This is a genomic window from Klebsiella sp. CN_Kp106, assembly GCF_040064575.1.
In the GTDB taxonomy this organism is placed as follows: Bacteria; Pseudomonadota; Gammaproteobacteria; order Enterobacterales; family Enterobacteriaceae; genus Klebsiella; species Klebsiella michiganensis.
On the sequence record NZ_JBEAIG010000051.1, the window covers coordinates 14307 to 31933 of the forward strand.

A 17627-nucleotide genomic window follows, 5' to 3' on the forward strand; every position below is an offset into this window, starting at 1 on the left:
GCGCGAATTCAACGCGTTATGAAGATAAAGGCAACGCAGCGCGCCGAGAGATTGCGTGGAACAAGACACAGGGGACGACAAGCTGTTGAACAGACGACAAACCGCCACAATGGCCCCGGCAGGCGGAATTGTTCTGTTTCCCACATTTGGTGGCCTTATTGTGCCGTTTTGTTTTACGCCCTGCGCGGCAATGAATTAATAAATCCATAAAAATCAGATAAATAAATAAAAAGGCACGGCTGGTATGTTCCCTGCACTTCTCTGCTGGCAAACACTCAACCACAGGAGAAGTCACCATGACCATGCGTCAATGCGCTATTTACGGTAAAGGCGGTATCGGCAAATCCACCACCACGCAGAACCTCGTCGCCGCGCTGGCGGAGATGGGTAAGAAAGTAATGATCGTCGGCTGCGATCCGAAGGCGGACTCCACCCGCCTGATCCTGCACGCTAAAGCACAGAACACCATTATGGAGATGGCCGCGGAAGTCGGCTCGGTCGAGGATCTCGAGCTCGAAGACGTGCTGCAAATTGGCTACGGCGACGTGCGCTGCGCGGAATCCGGCGGCCCGGAGCCAGGCGTCGGCTGCGCGGGGCGCGGCGTGATCACGGCGATCAACTTTCTTGAAGAAGAAGGCGCCTACGAGGACGATCTCGATTTTGTCTTCTATGACGTGCTCGGCGACGTGGTCTGCGGCGGCTTCGCCATGCCTATCCGCGAAAACAAAGCCCAGGAGATCTACATCGTCTGCTCCGGCGAAATGATGGCGATGTACGCCGCCAACAATATCTCCAAAGGGATCGTTAAATACGCTAAATCCGGCAAGGTGCGCCTCGGCGGCCTGATCTGTAACTCACGCCAGACCGACCGTGAAGACGAACTGATCATGGCCCTGGCGGAAAAGCTCGGGACCCAGATGATCCACTTTGTCCCCCGCGACAATATCGTGCAGCGCGCGGAGATCCGCCGAATGACGGTGATCGAGTACGACCCCGCCTGCCAGCAGGCCAACGAATACCGCACCCTGGCGCAGAAGATCGTCAATAACACCATGAAAGTGGTGCCGACCCCCTGCACCATGGATGAGCTGGAGTCGCTGCTGATGGAGTTCGGCATCATGGAAGAAGAAGACACCAGCATCATTGGTAAAACCGCCGCCGAAGAAAGCGCGGCCTGAGCACAGGACAATAATGATGACCAACGCAACGGGCGAACGTAATCTGGCGCTGATCCAGGAAGTCCTGGAGGTGTTCCCGGAAACCGCGCGAAAAGAGCGCAGAAAGCACATGATGGTCAGCGATCCGCAAATGGAGAGCGTCGGCAAGTGCATTATCTCTAACCGCAAATCACAACCCGGCGTGATGACCGTGCGCGGCTGCGCCTACGCCGGCTCGAAAGGGGTGGTATTCGGGCCAATCAAGGATATGGCCCACATCTCGCACGGGCCGGTCGGCTGCGGCCAGTATTCCCGCGCCGGACGACGCAACTACTACACCGGGGTCAGCGGCGTCGATAGCTTCGGCACGCTGAACTTCACCTCTGATTTTCAGGAGCGCGACATCGTCTTCGGCGGCGATAAAAAGCTCAGCAAACTGATTGAAGAGATGGAGCTGCTGTTCCCGCTCACCAAAGGGATCACCATACAGTCGGAATGCCCGGTGGGGCTGATCGGCGATGATATCAGCGCGGTGGCCAACGCCAGCAGCAAAGCGCTGGATAAACCGGTGATCCCGGTACGCTGCGAAGGCTTTCGCGGCGTGTCGCAGTCGCTGGGGCACCATATCGCCAACGACGTGGTGCGCGACTGGATCCTCAACAATCGCGAAGGACAGCCGTTTGAAACCACTCCTTACGATGTGGCGATCATCGGCGACTACAACATCGGCGGCGACGCCTGGGCCTCGCGCATCCTGCTTGAAGAGATGGGGCTACGGGTGGTCGCGCAGTGGTCCGGCGACGGCACGCTGGTGGAGATGGAGAACACCCCATTCGTCAAGCTGAACCTGGTTCACTGCTACCGTTCGATGAACTATATCGCCCGCCATATGGAGGAGAAACATCAGATTCCGTGGATGGAGTACAACTTCTTCGGGCCGACCAAAATCGCCGAATCGCTGCGCAAAATCGCCGACCAGTTTGACGATACCATTCGCGCGAACGCCGAAGCGGTGATCGCCCGGTATGAGGGGCAGATGGCGGCGATTATCGCCAAATATCGCCCGCGCCTGGAGGGGCGTAAGGTGCTGCTCTATATGGGCGGCCTGCGGCCACGCCACGTCATCGGCGCCTACGAGGATCTCGGCATGGAGATCATCGCCGCCGGGTACGAGTTTGCCCATAACGATGACTACGACCGCACCCTGCCGGATCTCAAAGAGGGCACGCTGCTGTTCGATGACGCCAGCAGCTATGAGCTGGAAGCGTTCGTTAAGGCGCTGAAGCCCGACCTTATCGGCTCCGGCATCAAGGAAAAATATATCTTCCAGAAAATGGGCGTGCCGTTCCGCCAGATGCACTCGTGGGACTATTCCGGCCCGTACCACGGCTACGATGGTTTCGCCATTTTCGCCCGCGATATGGATATGACCCTGAACAACCCGGCGTGGAACGAACTCACCGCGCCGTGGCTGAAGTCTGCGTGATTGCCCACTCACTGTCCCGTCTGTTCACCGATTTGTGGCGCGGGAGGAGAACACCATGAGCCAAACGATTGATAAAATTAATAGCTGCTATCCGCTATTCGAACAGGATGAATACCAGGAGCTGTTCCGCAATAAGCGGCAGCTGGAGGAAGCGCACGATGCCCAACGCGTGCAGGAGGTCTTTGCCTGGACCACCACCGCCGAGTATGAAGCGCTGAATTTCCAGCGCGAGGCGCTGACCGTTGACCCGGCGAAAGCCTGCCAGCCGCTTGGCGCGGTGCTTTGCTCGCTGGGATTTGCCAATACCCTGCCGTACGTCCACGGCTCCCAGGGGTGCGTGGCCTACTTTCGCACCTATTTTAACCGCCATTTCAAAGAGCCGATCGCCTGCGTCTCCGACTCGATGACCGAAGACGCGGCGGTCTTCGGCGGCAACAACAACATGAATCTGGGTCTGCAGAACGCCAGCGCCCTGTACAAGCCGGAGATCATCGCGGTTTCCACCACCTGCATGGCGGAAGTCATCGGCGATGACCTGCAGGCGTTTATCGCCAACGCCAAAAAAGATGGCTTCGTCGATAGCAGCATCGCCGTGCCCCATGCCCATACGCCAAGCTTTATCGGCAGCCACGTCACCGGCTGGGACAACATGTTTGAAGGCTTCGCCAAAACCTTCACCGCGGACTACCAGGGGCAACCGGGCAAACTGCAGAAGCTCAATCTGGTGACCGGCTTTGAAACCTATCTCGGCAACTTCCGCGTATTAAAGCGGATGATGGAACAGATGGCGGTGCCGTGCAGCCTGCTCTCCGATCCGTCAGAAGTTCTCGACACGCCCGCCGACGGCCATTATCGGATGTATTCCGGCGGCACCACGCAGCAGGAGATGAAAGAGGCCCCTGACGCCATCGATACGCTGCTTCTGCAGCCGTGGCAGCTGCTGAAGAGCAAAAAAGTGGTGCAGGAGATGTGGAACCAGCCCGCCACCGAGGTCGCGATTCCGCTGGGGCTGGCCGCTACCGATGAACTGCTGATGACCGTCAGCCAGCTTAGCGGCAAGCCGATCGCCGACGCCCTCACCCTTGAGCGCGGCCGGCTGGTTGACATGATGCTCGATTCCCACACCTGGCTGCACGGCAAGAAATTTGGCCTGTACGGCGACCCGGACTTCGTGATGGGCCTCACCCGCTTCCTGCTGGAGCTGGGCTGCGAGCCGACGGTGATCCTGAGCCATAACGCCAACAAACGCTGGCAAAAAGCGATGAAGAAAATGCTTGATGCCTCGCCGTACGGGCGCGACAGCGAAGTGTTTATCAACTGCGATTTGTGGCACTTCCGTTCGCTGATGTTCACCCGTCAGCCGGACTTTATGATCGGCAACTCCTACGGCAAGTTTATCCAGCGCGACACCCTGGCGAAGGGCAAAGCCTTTGAAGTACCGCTTATCCGCCTCGGCTTTCCGCTGTTCGACCGCCACCATCTGCACCGCCAGACAACCTGGGGTTATGAAGGGGCGATGAACATTGTGACGACGCTGGTAAACGCCGTGCTGGAGAAACTGGATAGCGATACCAGCCAGCTGGGCAAAACCGATTACAGTTTCGATCTCGTCCGTTAACCATCAGGCGCCCCGCGTCATGCGGGGCCAGGAGGGAGTATGCCCATCGTGATTTTCCGTGAACGCGGCGCGGACCTGTACGCCTATATCGCGAAACAGGATCTGGAGGCGCGAGTGCTCCAGATTGAGCATAACGACGCTGAACGCTGGGGCGGCGCGATTTCGCTGGAAGGGGGACGCCGCTACTACGTCAATCCGCAGCCGGGGCGCCCCGCCTTTCCGATAAGCCTGCGCGCGACGCGCGGCGCGTTGATATAAGGAGCTGGAGATGTCCGACAACGATACCCTTTTCTGGCGCATGCTGGCGCTGTTTCAGTCCCTGCCGGACCTGCAGCCGGCGCAAATTGTCGACTGGCTGGCGCAGGAGTGCGGCGAGACGCTGACCCCGGCGCGGCTGGCGACCCTGACCCAGCCGCAGCTGGCCGCCAGCTTCCCCTCCGCGACGGCGGTGATGTCCCCCGCTCGCTGGTCGCGGGTGATGGCGAGCCTGCAGGGCGCGCTGCCCGCCCATTTACGCATCGTTCGCCCTGCCCAGCGAACGCCGCAGCTGCTGGCGGCGTTTTGCTCCCAGGATGGCCTGATGATTAACGGCCATTTCGGTCAGGGGCGGCTGTTTTTTATCTACGCGTTCGATGAGCAAGGCGGCTGGCTGCACGATCTGCGCCGCTATCCCTCCGCGCCCACCCAGCAGGAAGCCAGCGAAGTGCGCGCCCGGCTGATTGAAGACTGCCAGCTGCTGTTTTGTCAGGAGATCGGCGGGCCCGCCGCCGCCCGGCTGATCCGCCACCGGATCCACCCGATGAAAGCGCAGCCCGGGACGACGATTCATGCGCAGTGCGAGGCGATCAATACGCTGCTGGCCGGCCGTTTGCCGCCGTGGCTGGCGAAGCGGCTTAACCGGGAGAACCCTCTGGAGGCGCGCGTTTTTTAATTCCTGTTTTGTGCTTGTTGCCCGCTGACCCCGCGGGCTTTTTTTTGCGTATGGACGCGTTCCCCACGTTACGGTCAGGGGAATATTCCGTTCACGGTTGTTCCGGGCTTCTTGATGCGCCTAACCCCCTCGCTGCCAGCCTTCCAGCAACAAATAGCCATGCCAGTGCGATAGGACATAAAGCATCACTTACCGCCATCCCTTGTCCGATTGTTGGCTTTGTCGCAAAGCCAACAACCCTTTTTCTTTAAATATCAAGGCGCCGCTTATGGAGCGCGAATTGCATCTTCCCCCTCATCCCCCACCGTCAACGAGGTCACTATGAAGGGAAATGAAATTCTGGCGCTGCTGGATGAACCGGCCTGTGAACACAACCATAAACAAAAATCCGGCTGCAGCGCGCCCAAACCCGGCGCCACCGCCGGCGGCTGCGCGTTCGACGGCGCGCAGATAACCCTGCTGCCCATTGCCGACGTGGCGCATCTGGTCCATGGCCCCATCGGCTGCGCCGGAAGCTCCTGGGATAACCGCGGCAGCGCCAGCTCCGGCCCCACCCTGAATCGGCTCGGGTTCACCACCGATCTCAACGAACAGGACGTGATTATGGGCCGCGGCGAACGTCGCCTGTTTCACGCCGTTCGCCATATCGTCACCCGTTATCATCCGGCGGCGGTCTTTATCTACAACACCTGCGTACCGGCCATGGAGGGCGATGACCTGGAAGCGGTATGCCAGGCCGCGCAGACCGCCACCGGCGTACCGGTTATCGCCATTGACGCCGCCGGTTTTTACGGCAGTAAAAATCTCGGTAACCGGCTGGCCGGCGAAGTCATGGTGAAACGGGTAATCGGTCAGCGCGAGCCCGCGCCCTGGCCGGAGAGCACGCCCTTTGCCCCGGAGCAGCGTCACGATATTGGCCTGATTGGCGAATTCAATATTGCCGGCGAGTTCTGGCATATTCAGCCGCTGCTCGACGAGCTGGGGATCCGCGTGCTCGGCAGCCTCTCCGGCGATGGCCGTTTCGCCGAGATCCAGACCATGCATCGGGCGCAGGCCAATATGCTGGTCTGCTCGCGGGCGCTAATTAACGTCGCCAGAGCCCTGGAGCAGCGCTACGGCACGCCGTGGTTCGAAGGCAGCTTCTACGGGATCCGCGCCACCTCCGACGCCCTGCGCCAGCTGGCGGCGCTGCTGGGCGATGACGACCTTAGCCAGCGCACCGAAGCGCTGATTGCGCGGGAGGAACAGGCGGCGGAACTGGCGCTACAACCGTGGCGCGAACGGCTGCGCGGCCGCAAAGCGCTGCTCTATACCGGCGGGGTGAAATCCTGGTCGGTGGTATCGGCGCTTCAGGATTTGGGCATGACCGTGGTGGCAACCGGCACGCGTAAATCCACCGAAGAGGATAAACAGCGGATCCGCGAGCTGATGGGCGAAGAGGCGGTAATGCTGGAAGAAGGCAACGCCCGCACGCTGCTGGATGTGGTCTATCGCTATCAGGCCGACCTGATGATTGCCGGCGGACGCAATATGTACACCGCCTATAAAGCCAGGCTGCCGTTTCTCGATATCAATCAGGAGCGCGAACATGCCTTCGCCGGCTACAAGGGGATCGTCACCCTCGCCCGCCAGCTGTGTCAGACCATCGACAGTCCCATCTGGCCGCAAACCCATGCCCGCGCCCCGTGGCACTAAGGAGTTCACCATGGCAGACATTTTCCGCACCGATAAACCGCTGGCGGTCAGCCCGATCAAGACCGGCCAGCCGCTCGGCGCAATCCTCGCCAGCCTCGGGATTGAACACAGCATCCCTCTGGTCCACGGCGCGCAGGGATGCAGCGCCTTCGCCAAAGTCTTTTTTATTCAACACTTCCACGACCCGGTTCCCCTGCAGTCGACGGCGATGGACCCCACCTCGACGATTATGGGCGCGGACGGCAATATTTTCACCGCCCTGGATACCCTCTGCCAGCGCAACGCGCCGCAGGCTATCGTGCTGCTCAGCACCGGGCTGTCTGAGGCTCAGGGCAGCGACATTTCCCGCGTGGTTCGCCAGTTTCGCGAAGAGTATCCCCGGCACAAGGGCGTGGCGATATTAACCGTTAACACGCCGGATTTTTATGGTTCCATGGAAAACGGCTTCAGCGCGGTGCTCGAGAGCGTCATTGAGCAGTGGGTTGCGCCGACGCCGCGCCCCGCTCAGCGCAATCGCCGGGTCAACCTGCTGGTCAGCCACCTCTGCTCGCCGGGCGATATCGAGTGGCTGCGCCGATGCGTCGAAGCCTTTGGTCTGCAGCCGATAATCCTGCCGGACCTTGCGCAATCGATGGATGGGCACCTGGCGCAAGGCGATTTCTCGCCGCTGACCCAGGGCGGGACGCCGCTGCGCCAGATAGAACAGATGGGACAAAGCCTGTGCAGCTTCGCCATTGGCGTCTCCCTCCACCGCGCGTCATCGCTGCTGGCCCCGCGCTGCCGGGGCGAGGTTATCGCCCTGCCGCACCTGATGACCCTCGATCGCTGCGACGCCTTTATTCATCAACTGGCGAAAATTTCCGGACGCGCCGTTCCCCCGTGGCTGGAGCGCCAGCGCGGTCAGCTGCAGGATGCGATGATCGACTGTCATATGTGGCTTCAGGGCCAGCGCATGGCGATAGCGGCGGAAGGCGATCTGCTGGCGGCGTGGTGTGATTTCGCCAACAGCCAGGGGATGCAGCCCGGCCCGCTGGTGGCTCCTACCGGCCATCCCAGCCTGCGCCAACTGCCGGTGGAACGCGTGGTGCCGGGAGATCTGGAGGATCTGCAAACGCTGCTGTGCGCCCAACCCGCCGACCTGCTGGTGGCCAACTCCCACGCCTGCGACCTGGCGGAGCAGTTTGCGCTGCCGCTGGTGCGCGCGGGTTTTCCGATCTTTGACAAGCTCGGTGAATTCCGCCGGGTGCGTCAGGGGTACAGCGGAATGCGCGATACGCTGTTCGAGCTGGCAAACCTGATGCGCGAGCGCCATCACCACCTCGCCCGCTACCGATCGCCGCTTCGCCAGAACACCGAATCTTCACTCTTCACAGGAGGCGCCTATGCCGCCGATTAACCGTCAGTTTGATATGGTCCACTCCGATGAGTGGTCTATGAAGGTCGCCTTCGCCAGTTCCGACTATCGTCATGTCGATCAGCATTTTGGCGCCACGCCGCGGCTGGTGGTATACGGCGTCAAGGCGGATCGGGTCACCCTGATCCGGGTGGTTGATTTCTCCGTTGAGAACGGCCACCAGACGGAGAAGATCGCCAGGCGGGTCCACGCCCTTGAGGATTGCGTCACGCTGTTCTGCGTGGCGATTGGCGACGCGGTTTTTCGTCAGCTGCTGCAGGTCGGCGTCCGCGCCGAACGCGTTCCCGCCGACACTACCATCGTCGGCTTACTGCAGGAGATCCAGCTTTACTGGTACGACAAAGGGCAGCGCAAAAATGCGCGCCAGCGCGACCCGGAGCGCTTTACCCGTCTGCTGCAGGAACAGGAGTGGCATGAGGAACCGGACCCGCGCCGCTAGCCGTGTCGTTTGTGTGACAAAGCCCACAAAACATCCCGACACTGTCGGGCGCATCTTGTCAGGGCAAAATATAACAAATTGAAAATATTGCATTTTATTCTCTGGTATCGCATTTGCTAGTTCGTTAACGCCACCGCACTCCTGCGGTGAACCGCGCCCCGGCGTTTTCCGTCATCATCCCTGGAGCTGACAGCATGTGGAATTACTCCGAGAAAGTGAAAGACCATTTTTTTAATCCCCGCAACGCGCGCGTGGTGGACAACGCCAACGCGGTAGGCGATGTGGGGTCATTAAGCTGCGGCGACGCGCTGCGCCTGATGCTGCGCGTTGACCCGCAAAGCGAAATTATCCAGGAAGCGGGCTTCCAGACCTTCGGCTGCGGCAGCGCCATCGCCTCCTCCTCCGCGCTGACGGAGCTGATTATCGGCCATACCCTGGCCGAAGCCGGGCAGATAACCAATCAGCAGATTGCCGATTATCTCGACGGGCTACCGCCGGAGAAAATGCACTGCTCGGTGATGGGCCAGGAGGCCCTGCGCGCGGCCATCGCCAACTTTCGCGGCGAAAGCCTGGAGGAAGAGCATGAGGAGGGCAAGCTGATCTGCAAATGCTTCGGCGTCGATGAAGGACACATTCGCCGCGCGGTGCAGAACAACGGCCTGACCACCCTTGAAGAGGTGATCAACTACACCAAAGCGGGCGGCGGCTGCACCGCCTGCCACGAAAAAATCGAGCTGGCGCTGGCGGAGATCCTCGCGCAGCCGCCGCAGACGCCGCCCGCCGCGGCCAGCGGCAAAGATCCGCACTGGCAGAGCGTCGTCGAGACCATCGCTGAACTGCGCCCGCATATTCAGGCCGACGGCGGCGATATGTCGCTGCTCAGCGTCGCCAACCACCAGGTGACCGTCAGCCTCTCCGGCAGCTGTAGCGGCTGCATGATGACAGATATGACCCTGGCCTGGCTGCAGCAAAAACTGATGGAACGTACCGGCTGTTATATGGAAGTGGTGGCGGCCTGAGCCGCGGTTAACTGACCCTAGGGGGACAAGATGAAACAGGTTTATCTCGATAACAACGCCACCACCCGTCTGGACCCGATGGTTCTGGAAGCGATGATGCCCTTTTTGACCGACTTTTACGGCAACCCCTCGTCGATACACGATTTTGGCATACCGGCCCAGGCGGCTCTGGAGCGCGCGCATCAACAGACCGCGGCGCTGCTGGGCGCGGAGTATCCCAGCGAGATCATCTTTACCTCCTGCGCCACCGAAGCTACCGCCACCGCCATCGCCTCGGCCATCGCCCTGCTGCCGGAGCGGCGCGAAATTATCACCAGCGCGGTCGAACATCCGGCGACGCTGGCGGCCTGCGAGCACCTGGAGCGCCAGGGCTACCTGATCCATCGCATCGCGGTGGATAGCGAGGGAGCGCTGGACATGGCGCAGTTCCGCGCCGCGCTCAGCCCGCGCGTCGCGCTGGTCAGCGCCATGTGGGCGAATAACGAAACCGGGGTGCTTTTCCCGATCGCCGAAATGGCGGAGCTGGCCCATGAACAAGGGGCGCTGTTTCACTGCGATGCGGTACAGGTGGTGGGCAAAATGCCGATTGCCGTGGGCGAGACCCGCATCGACATGCTCTCCTGCTCGGCGCATAAGTTTCACGGACCAAAAGGCGTAGGCTGCCTCTATCTGCGCCGGGGAACGCGCTTTCGCCCGCTGCTGCGCGGCGGTCATCAGGAGTACGGTCGGCGCGCCGGGACGGAAAATATCTGCGGAATCGTCGGCATGGGCGCGGCCTGCGAGCTGGCGAATATTCATCTGCCGGGAATGGCGCATATCGGCCAGCTGCGCGACAGGCTGGAACATCGACTGCTGGCCAGCGTACCGTCGGTCATGGTGATGGGCGGTAGCCAGCCGCGGGTGCCCGGCACGGCGAATCTGGCCTTTGAGTTTATTGAGGGTGAGGCCATTCTGCTGCTGCTCAACCAGGCCGGGATCGCCGCCTCCAGCGGCAGCGCCTGCACGTCAGGCTCGCTGGAACCCTCCCACGTGATGCGGGCGATGAATATCCCCTATACCGCCGCCCACGGCACCATCCGCTTTTCCCTCTCGCGCTACACCCGGGAGAAAGAGATCGATTACGTCGTCACCGCGCTGCCGCCGATTATCGACCGGCTGCGCGCGCTGTCGCCCTACTGGCACAACGGCAAGCCGCGCCCGGCGGACGCCGTCTTCACGCCGGTTTACGGCTAAGGCGGAGGTGGCTGATGGGACGCGTGCTGATTAACGATACCACCCTGCGCGACGGCGAACAGAGCCCCGGCGTCGCCTTTCGCACCAGCGAAAAGGTCGCCATTGCCGAGGCGCTTTATGCCGCAGGGATTACGGCGATGGAGGTCGGCACCCCGGCGATGGGGGACGAGGAGATCGCGCGGATCCAGCTGGTGCGTCGTCAGCTGCCCGACGCGACGCTGATGACCTGGTGCCGGATGAACGCGCTGGAAATCCGCCAGAGCGCCGATCTGGGCGTTGACTGGGTGGATATTTCGATTCCGGCTTCAGATAAGCTGCGGCAGTACAAACTGCGCGAGCCGCTGACGGTGCTGCTGGAGCGGCTGGCGATGTTTATCCGCCTTGCGCATACGCTCGGTCTGCGGGTATGCATCGGCTGCGAGGACGCCTCGCGCGCCGGCGTCCAGGCCCTGCGCGCTATCGCCGAGGTCGCGCAGCAGTGCGGCGCCGCCCGCCTGCGCTATGCCGATACGGTCGGCCTGCTCGACCCCCTCACTACCGCGGCGCAAATCTCGGCCCTGCGCGAAGTCTGGTCCGGGGAAATCGAAATGCACGCCCACAACGACCTGGGTATGGCCACCGCCAATACGCTAGCGGCGGTAAGCGCCGGGGCCACCAGCGTGAATACGACGATCCTCGGCCTCGGCGAGCGGGCGGGCAACGCGGCGCTGGAAACCGTCGCGCTGGGCCTGGAGCGCTGCCTCGGCGTGAAGACCGGCGTGCATTTTCCAGCGCTGCCCGCGCTCTGTCAGAGGGTCGCCGAAGCCGCCCAGCGCGCCATCGACCCGCAGCAGCCGCTGGTCGGCGAGCTGGTGTTTACCCATGAATCAGGGGTCCACGTGGCGGCGCTGCTGCGCGACAGCGAGAGCTATCAGTCGATCGCCCCTTCCCTGATGGGCCGCAGCTACCGGCTGGTGCTGGGTAAACACTCCGGGCGTCAGGCGGTCAACGGCGTATTTGACCAGATGGGCTATCACCTTAACGCCGCGCAAATTAACCAGCTGCTGCCCGCCATCCGCCGCTTCGCCGAGAACTGGAAGCGCAGCCCGAAAGATTATGAGCTGGTGGCTATCTACGACGAGCTGTGCGGTGAATCCGCCCTGCGGGCGAGGGGGTAATGATGGAGTGGTTTTATCAAATTCCCGGCGTGGACGAACTTCGCTCCGCCGAATCCTTTTTCCAGTTTTTCGCCGTCCCCTATCAGCCCGAGCTGCTTGGCCGCTGCTGCCTGCCGGTGCTGGCAACCTTTCACCGCAAACTGCGCGCCGAGGTGCCGCTGCAAAACCGGCTGGAGGAAAACGCCCGCGCTCACTGGCTGCTGGCGCGACGACTGCTTGCGGAGAGCTATCAGCAACAGTTTCAGGAGAGCGGAACATGAGACCGAAATTCACCTTTAGCGAAGAGGTCCGCGTCGTACGCGCGATTCGTAACGACGGCACCGTGGCGGGCTTCGCCCCCGGCGCGCTGCTGGTCAGGCGCGGCAGCACCGGCTTTGTGCGCGACTGGGGCGTTTTTTTGCAGGATCAAATTATCTACCAGATCCACTTTCCGGAGAGCGATCGGATCATCGGCTGCCGCGAACAGGAGCTGATCCCCATCACCCAGCCGTGGCTGGCCGGAAACTTGCAATACGGTGATAACGTCGCCTGCCAGATGGCGCTCGCGGTCAACGGCGAAGTCGTCGTGGCCGTCGGCCAGCGGGGACGCATCGAGGCGACCGATCGCGGAGAGACCGGCGACAGCTACACCGTGGACTTTAGCGGCCGCTGGTTCAGGGTTCCGGCGCGGGCCATCACCCTTATAGAGGAGAGAGAAGAATGAACCCATGGCAACGTTTTGCCCGGCAGCGGCTGGCGCGCAGCCGCTGGAATAGCGACCCGACGGCCCTGGAGCCGGACGATACGCAGGCTTTTGAACAGGCCTGGCAACGTCAGTGCCGCATGGAGCAGGCGATCGTCGCGCGGGTCCCGGAAAGCGATATTCCGGCGGCGCTGCTGGAGAATATCGCCGCCTCCCTTGCCGTCTGGCTCGACGAGGGGGAATTTACGCCGCCGGAGCGCGCAGCCATCGTGCTGCATCACGCCCGACTGGAGGTCGGCTTTACCGATATCGCCCGCCAGGCGCCGCAGCCGGATCTCTCCACGGTGCAGGCCTGGTACCTGCGCCACCAGACGCAGTTTATGCGCCCGGAGCAGCGTCTGACCCGCCACCTGCTGCTGACGGTCGATGGCGACCGCGAAGCCGTACATCAGCGGATCCTCGGCCTGTATCGGCAAATCAACGCCTCCCGGGACGCGTTTGCTCCGCTGGCTCGCCGCCATTCCCACTGCCCAAGCGCCCTGGAAGAGGGCCGTCTGGGCTGGATTAGCCGCGGGCTGCTCTATCCCCAGCTCGAGACGGCGCTGTTTTCACTGGCGGAAAACGCCCTGAGCCTCCCCGTCGCCAGCGAGCTGGGGTGGCATCTTTTATGGTGTGAAGCAATTCGTCCCGCCGCGCCCATGGAGCCGCAGCAGGCGCTGGAGAGTGCGCGCGATTATCTTTGGCAGCAGAGCCAGCAGCGCCATCAGCGCCAGTGGCTGGAACAAACGATCTCCCGTCAGCCGGGCCTGTGCGGGTAGCCTCGCGGCTACCCGTTAACGCCTACAGCACCGCGCGTTTAATCTCCTCAAGCCAGCTCGCCAGACGCGCTTCGGTCTGGTCGAACTGGTTATCCTGATCCAGTACCAGCCCAATAAAGCGTTCGCCCTCCAGCGCCGCAGAGGCGCTGAATTCATAGCCCTCATTTGGCCAGCTGCCGATTATCTGCGCGCCGCGCGCGCGCAGAGCGTCGTACAGCGGACGCATCCCGCTAACGAAGTTGTCCGGGTAGCCTTTCTGGTCGCCGAGGCCGAACAGAGCCACGGTTTTCCCGCTCAGGCTGGCGTCGTCGAGGCCGCTGATGAATTCGCTCCATGATTCGCCTTCGCATCCGGCCTCAAGCCCCGGCAGCTGGCCGTCGCCGAGCGTCGGCGTGCCCAGCAGCAGCACCGGATAGGCCATAAAGTCGTCCAGCGTCGTGCGGTTAATGTTGACCGGGGCATCCGCCAGCTCGCCCAGCTGTTTGTGGATCATTTTCGCGATTTTGCGGGTTTTACCGGTATCGGTGCCAAAGAAAATACCAATGTTCGCCATATTGCGCTCCTGTCGGAAAGGGGGATTGAAAACACGCGTTCTCGCAGAGGTATTGCGAAGGCTGTGCCAGGTTTCTTTGCACTATCGCGGCTCACCCCTGCCCCAAAACGATCGCTTCCGCGCCCGCCCGCCGCCCGCAGCGGGGCCGGCGGGCCGCTTAAAATGAAAAAAGCGCTGGGTTTTCCCCTACCGGATCAATGTTTCTGCTTATCTCGCCGATAAGGGCGCACGCTTTGCATGGTTATCGAAATTCGACAAACGCCGCGGCGTTCTCGTCACGGTGTCGGACAAATTGTCATAACTGCGACACAGGAGTTTGCGATGACCCTGAATATGATGCTCGATAACGCCGTACCCGAGGCGATTGCCGGTGCGCTGACTCAACAACATCCGGGGCTATTTTTTACGATGGTCGAACAGGCATCGGTAGCCATTTCCCTCACCGACGCCCGGGCGAATATTATCTACGCCAACCCGGCGTTTTGCCGCCAGAGCGGATATTCGCTGGCGCAATTGCTCAATCAAAACCCGCGCCTGCTGGCCAGCAGCCAGACGCCGCGAGAAATCTACCAGCAGATGTGGCAAACCCTGCTTCAGCGCCAGCCGTGGCGCGGCCAGCTGATTAATCAGCGCCGCGACGGCGGCCTGTATCTGGTGGATATCGACATCACGCCGGTGCTGAATCCCCAGGGCGAGCTGGAGCATTATCTGGCGATGCAGCGGGATATCAGCGTCAGCTATACCCTGGAACAGCGCCTGCGCAATCATATGACGCTGATGGAGGCGGTGCTCAACAACATCCCCGCCGCCGTGGTCGTGGTGGATGAGCAGGATCGGGTGGTGATGGATAATCTCGCCTACAAAACGTACTGCGCGGACTGCGGCGGAAAAGAGCTGCTGGTCGAGCTCCAGATTTCACCGCGCAAAATGGGGCCCGGCGCGGAGCAAATCCTGCCGGTGGTGGTTCGCGGCGCGGTGCGCTGGCTGTCGGTGACGTGCTGGGGGCTGCCCGGCGTAAGCGAAGAAGCCAGCCGCTATTTTGTCGACAGCGCCCCGGCGCGCACGCTGGTGGTGATCGCCGACTGCACCCAGCAGCGCCAGCAGCAGGAGCAGGGCCGTCTCGACCGTCTGAAGCAGCAGATGACCGCCGGAAAGCTGCTGGCCGCCATTCGCGAGTCGCTGGACGCGGCGCTGATTCAGCTTAATTGCCCGATCAATATGCTAGCGGCGGCCCGTCGGCTGAACGGCGAAGGCAGCGGCAACGTGGCGCTAGACGCGGCGTGGCGTGAAGGCGAAGAGGCCATGGCGCGACTGCAGCGCTGCCGCCCTTCTCTCGAGCTGGAAAGCAGCGCCGTCTGGCCGCTTCAGCCCTTCTTTGACGACCTGTACGCCCTCTACCGCACCCGCTTTGACGACCGCGCGCGGCTGCGGGTTGACATGGCATCGCCGCATCTCGTCGGCTTCGGCCAGCGTACCCAGATGCTGGCCTGCTTAAGTTTATGGCTCGATCGGACGCTGGCCCTCGCCGCTGAGCTGCCCTCGGTACCGCTGGAGATCGAGCTTTATGCCGAAGAGGACGAGGGCTGGCTCTCGCTGTATCTCAACGACAATGTACCGCTGCTGCAGGTGCGCTACGCCCACTCACCCGATGCCTTAAACTCTCCCGGCAAAGGGATGGAGCTGCGGCTGATCCAAACGCTGGTCGCCTACCATCGCGGCGCGATTGAACTGGCTTCGCGCCCGCAGGGAGGCACCAGCCTGGTTCTGCGCTTCCCGCTCTTTGATACCCTGACCGGAGGTGAGCAATGATCCATAAATCCGATTCGGACACCACCGTCAGGCGCTTCGATCTCTCCCAACAGTTTACCGCCATGCAGCGGATAAGCGTGGTGCTGAGCCGCGCCACCGAAGCGAGCAAAACCCTGCAGGAGGTGCTGAGCGTTTTACATAACGATGCGTTTATGCAGCATGGGATGATTTGCCTGTACGACAGCCAGCAGGAGATCCTGAGCATCGAAGCGCTGCAGCAAACGGAAAACCAGACGCTGCCCGGCAGTACGCAAATTCGCTACCGGCCGGGGGAAGGACTGGTCGGTACCGTGCTGGCGCAGGGCCAGTCGCTGGTGCTGCCGCGCGTCGCCGATGACCAGCGCTTTCTCGATCGTCTGAGCCTGTACGACTACGACCTGCCGTTTATCGCCGTTCCGCTGATGGGCCCTCATTCCCGGCCCATCGGCGTACTGGCGGCGCAGCCGATGGCGCGTCAGGAAGAGCGGCTACCCGCCTGCACGCGCTTTCTCGAAACCGTCGCCAATCTGGTGGCCCAGACGATTCGCCTGATGATTCTGCCGACCTCCGCCGCGCAGCCGCCGCAGCAGAGCCCCCGAGTTGAGCGCCCGCGCGCCTGTACCCCTTCACGCGGTTTCGGCCTGGAGAATATGGTCGGCAAAAGCCCGGCGATGCGGCAGATTATGGACATTATCCGTCAGGTCTCCCGCTGGGATACCACGGTGCTGGTGCGCGGCGAGAGCGGCACCGGGAAAGAGCTGATCGCCAACGCCATTCATCATAATTCCCCGCGCGCCGCCTCCGCATTCGTCAAATTTAACTGCGCGGCGCTGCCGGACAATCTGCTGGAGAGCGAGCTGTTCGGCCATGAGAAAGGCGCGTTTACCGGCGCGGTGCGCCAGCGGAAAGGCCGCTTTGAGCTGGCGGACGGCGGCACCCTATTCCTGGATGAAATCGGTGAAAGCAGCGCCTCGTTTCAGGCCAAGCTGCTGCGAATTCTGCAAGAAGGAGAGATGGAGCGCGTCGGCGGCGATGAAACCCTGCGCGTCAACGTACGCATCATCGCGGCGACCAACCGCCATCTGGAAGAGGAGGTGCGGCTGGGGCATTTCCGTGAAGACCTTTACTACCGCCTGAACGTAATGCCTATCGCGCTGCCGCCGCTGCGCGAGCGCCAGGAGGATATCGCCGAACTGGCGCATTTTCTGGTACGTAAAATCGCCCACAGCCAGGGGCGAACGCTGCGCATCAGCGATGGGGCAATTCGCCTGCTGATGGAGTACAGCTGGCCGGGAAACGTCCGCGAACTGGAAAACTGTCTCGAACGTTCGGCGGTGATGTCGGAAAGCGGCCTGATCGACCGGGACGTGATTCTGTTCAACCATCGCGATAACCCGCCGAAAGCGCTGCCCAACGGCGGCCAGACGGAAGACGGCTGGCTCGACAACAGCCTCGACGAGCGCCAGCGGCTGATCGCCGCCCTGGAGAAAGCGGGCTGGGTGCAGGCCAAAGCGGCGCGGCTGCTCGGGATGACGCCGCGTCAGGTGGCGTATCGTATTCAGATCATGGATATCACCATGCCGCGGCTGTGAAGCGTTATGTGAGATTCAGGACATTGTCGCCAGCGCGGCGGAATT

General features: G+C 61.9%; 17 protein-coding genes. 16 read left to right on the forward strand and 1 reads right to left on the reverse strand.

The window, feature by feature from the left end:
* Positions 1–296 precede the first annotated feature (296 nt).
* The 14 genes from nifH to nifM all read left to right on the forward strand — a co-directional run bounded on the left by nifH (position 297) and on the right by nifM (position 13649).
* Complete coding sequence (nifH, locus tag ABLU96_RS16550) at positions 297–1178, forward strand: nitrogenase iron protein (RefSeq protein ID WP_004852391.1); 882 nt, start codon at positions 297–299, stop codon at positions 1176–1178.
* A 16-nt stretch (positions 1179–1194) separates the two neighbouring features.
* Positions 1195–2643, forward strand: a complete 1449-nt coding sequence (gene nifD, locus ABLU96_RS16555; protein WP_014230022.1) for a nitrogenase molybdenum-iron protein alpha chain — start codon at positions 1195–1197, stop codon at positions 2641–2643.
* A 55-nt stretch (positions 2644–2698) separates the two neighbouring features.
* Positions 2699–4261 carry a nitrogenase molybdenum-iron protein subunit beta gene (gene nifK, locus ABLU96_RS16560; protein ID WP_025107726.1) on the forward strand — a complete coding sequence of 521 codons (1563 nt, stop codon included), beginning with the start codon at positions 2699–2701 and terminating at the stop codon, positions 4259–4261.
* A gap of 39 nt (positions 4262–4300) precedes the next feature.
* On the forward strand, positions 4301–4519 hold the full coding sequence (gene nifT / locus ABLU96_RS16565; protein WP_014230024.1) for a putative nitrogen fixation protein NifT: 219 nt from the start codon (positions 4301–4303) through the stop codon (positions 4517–4519).
* A gap of 10 nt (positions 4520–4529) precedes the next feature.
* Positions 4530–5192: a NifB/NifX family molybdenum-iron cluster-binding protein gene (locus ABLU96_RS16570; RefSeq protein ID WP_064380224.1), complete on the forward strand. Its 663-nt coding sequence runs from the start codon at positions 4530–4532 to the stop codon at positions 5190–5192.
* 321 nt (positions 5193–5513) lie between these two features.
* Positions 5514–6887, forward strand: a complete 1374-nt coding sequence (gene nifE, locus ABLU96_RS16575) for a nitrogenase iron-molybdenum cofactor biosynthesis protein NifE (RefSeq protein WP_025107729.1) — start codon at positions 5514–5516, stop codon at positions 6885–6887.
* Positions 6888–6897: 10 nt separating this feature from the next.
* Positions 6898–8283, forward strand: a complete 1386-nt coding sequence (gene nifN / locus ABLU96_RS16580; RefSeq protein ID WP_032750494.1) for a nitrogenase iron-molybdenum cofactor biosynthesis protein NifN — start codon at positions 6898–6900, stop codon at positions 8281–8283.
* Positions 8270–8740, forward strand: coding sequence for a NifB/NifX family molybdenum-iron cluster-binding protein (locus ABLU96_RS16585; protein ID WP_049104338.1), 471 nt, complete (start codon positions 8270–8272; stop codon positions 8738–8740). The genes nifN and ABLU96_RS16585 overlap by 14 nt, the downstream gene beginning before the upstream one ends.
* A 194-nt stretch (positions 8741–8934) precedes the next feature.
* Entirely contained in the window at positions 8935–9759 is an 825-nt protein-coding gene (gene nifU, locus ABLU96_RS16590; RefSeq protein WP_014230029.1) for a Fe-S cluster assembly protein NifU, read from the forward strand.
* Positions 9760–9789: 30 nt separating this feature from the next.
* Entirely contained in the window at positions 9790–10992 is a 1203-nt protein-coding gene (gene nifS / locus ABLU96_RS16595; RefSeq protein ID WP_064404585.1) for a cysteine desulfurase NifS, read from the forward strand.
* Positions 10993–11006: 14 nt separating this feature from the next.
* Positions 11007–12149 carry a homocitrate synthase gene (gene nifV, locus ABLU96_RS16600; protein WP_032693846.1) on the forward strand — a complete coding sequence of 381 codons (1143 nt, stop codon included), beginning with the start codon at positions 11007–11009 and terminating at the stop codon, positions 12147–12149.
* Positions 12149–12409, forward strand: coding sequence for a nitrogenase-stabilizing/protective protein NifW (locus ABLU96_RS16605; protein ID WP_014230032.1), 261 nt, complete (start codon positions 12149–12151; stop codon positions 12407–12409). The genes nifV and ABLU96_RS16605 overlap by 1 nt, the downstream gene beginning before the upstream one ends.
* Positions 12406–12852 carry a nitrogen fixation protein NifZ gene (locus tag ABLU96_RS16610; protein WP_046877504.1) on the forward strand — a complete coding sequence of 149 codons (447 nt, stop codon included), beginning with the start codon at positions 12406–12408 and terminating at the stop codon, positions 12850–12852. Before ABLU96_RS16605 ends, ABLU96_RS16610 begins: the two co-directional genes overlap by 4 nt.
* Positions 12849–13649, forward strand: coding sequence for a nitrogen fixation protein NifM (gene nifM, locus ABLU96_RS16615; protein ID WP_046877505.1), 801 nt, complete (start codon positions 12849–12851; stop codon positions 13647–13649). The genes ABLU96_RS16610 and nifM overlap by 4 nt, the downstream gene beginning before the upstream one ends.
* Positions 13650–13671: 22 nt before the next feature.
* On the opposite strand, the gene ABLU96_RS16620 is transcribed toward nifM, so the two are convergent.
* The gene (locus tag ABLU96_RS16620; RefSeq protein WP_025107735.1) at positions 13672–14202 is read right to left on the reverse strand and encodes a flavodoxin; all 531 of its coding nucleotides are present in this window, start codon (positions 14200–14202) and stop codon (positions 13672–13674) included.
* A 321-nt stretch (positions 14203–14523) separates the two neighbouring features.
* On the opposite strand from ABLU96_RS16620, the gene nifL reads away from it, so the two are divergent.
* Together nifL and nifA are read left to right on the forward strand one after the other, a co-directional pair.
* Positions 14524–16011 (forward strand): nitrogen fixation negative regulator NifL, encoded by a 1488-nt coding sequence (gene nifL / locus ABLU96_RS16625; protein ID WP_025107736.1) that lies wholly within the window; start codon positions 14524–14526, stop codon positions 16009–16011.
* Entirely contained in the window at positions 16008–17582 is a 1575-nt protein-coding gene (gene nifA, locus ABLU96_RS16630) for a nif-specific transcriptional activator NifA (RefSeq protein ID WP_064404584.1), read from the forward strand. Before nifL ends, nifA begins: the two co-directional genes overlap by 4 nt.
* The last annotated feature ends 45 nt before the right edge of the window (positions 17583–17627 follow it).

Bases quoted from the DNA above. Each gene is read 5' to 3' on its own strand.
- nifE (WP_025107729.1), top strand. From the start codon at position 5,514: ATGAAGGGAAATGAAATTCTGGCGCTGCTGGATGAACCGGCCTGTGAA.
- nifD (WP_014230022.1), top strand. From the start codon at position 1,195: ATGACCAACGCAACGGGCGAACGTAATCTGGCGCTGATCCAGGAAGTC.
- nifM (WP_046877505.1), top strand. From the start codon at position 12,849: ATGAACCCATGGCAACGTTTTGCCCGGCAGCGGCTGGCGCGCAGCCGC.
- nifS (WP_064404585.1), top strand. From the start codon at position 9,790: ATGAAACAGGTTTATCTCGATAACAACGCCACCACCCGTCTGGACCCG.
- nifV (WP_032693846.1), top strand. From the start codon at position 11,007: ATGGGACGCGTGCTGATTAACGATACCACCCTGCGCGACGGCGAACAG.
- nifK (WP_025107726.1), top strand. From the start codon at position 2,699: ATGAGCCAAACGATTGATAAAATTAATAGCTGCTATCCGCTATTCGAA.
- ABLU96_RS16585 (WP_049104338.1), top strand. From the start codon at position 8,270: ATGCCGCCGATTAACCGTCAGTTTGATATGGTCCACTCCGATGAGTGG.
- nifN (WP_032750494.1), top strand. From the start codon at position 6,898: ATGGCAGACATTTTCCGCACCGATAAACCGCTGGCGGTCAGCCCGATC.
- nifU (WP_014230029.1), top strand. From the start codon at position 8,935: ATGTGGAATTACTCCGAGAAAGTGAAAGACCATTTTTTTAATCCCCGC.
- nifA (WP_064404584.1), top strand. From the start codon at position 16,008: ATGATCCATAAATCCGATTCGGACACCACCGTCAGGCGCTTCGATCTC.
- ABLU96_RS16570 (WP_064380224.1), top strand. From the start codon at position 4,530: ATGTCCGACAACGATACCCTTTTCTGGCGCATGCTGGCGCTGTTTCAG.
- ABLU96_RS16605 (WP_014230032.1), top strand. From the start codon at position 12,149: ATGATGGAGTGGTTTTATCAAATTCCCGGCGTGGACGAACTTCGCTCC.
- ABLU96_RS16610 (WP_046877504.1), top strand. From the start codon at position 12,406: ATGAGACCGAAATTCACCTTTAGCGAAGAGGTCCGCGTCGTACGCGCG.
- nifT (WP_014230024.1), top strand. From the start codon at position 4,301: ATGCCCATCGTGATTTTCCGTGAACGCGGCGCGGACCTGTACGCCTAT.
- nifH (WP_004852391.1), top strand. From the start codon at position 297: ATGACCATGCGTCAATGCGCTATTTACGGTAAAGGCGGTATCGGCAAA.
- nifL (WP_025107736.1), top strand. From the start codon at position 14,524: ATGACCCTGAATATGATGCTCGATAACGCCGTACCCGAGGCGATTGCC.
- ABLU96_RS16620 (WP_025107735.1), bottom strand. From the start codon at position 14,202: ATGGCGAACATTGGTATTTTCTTTGGCACCGATACCGGTAAAACCCGC.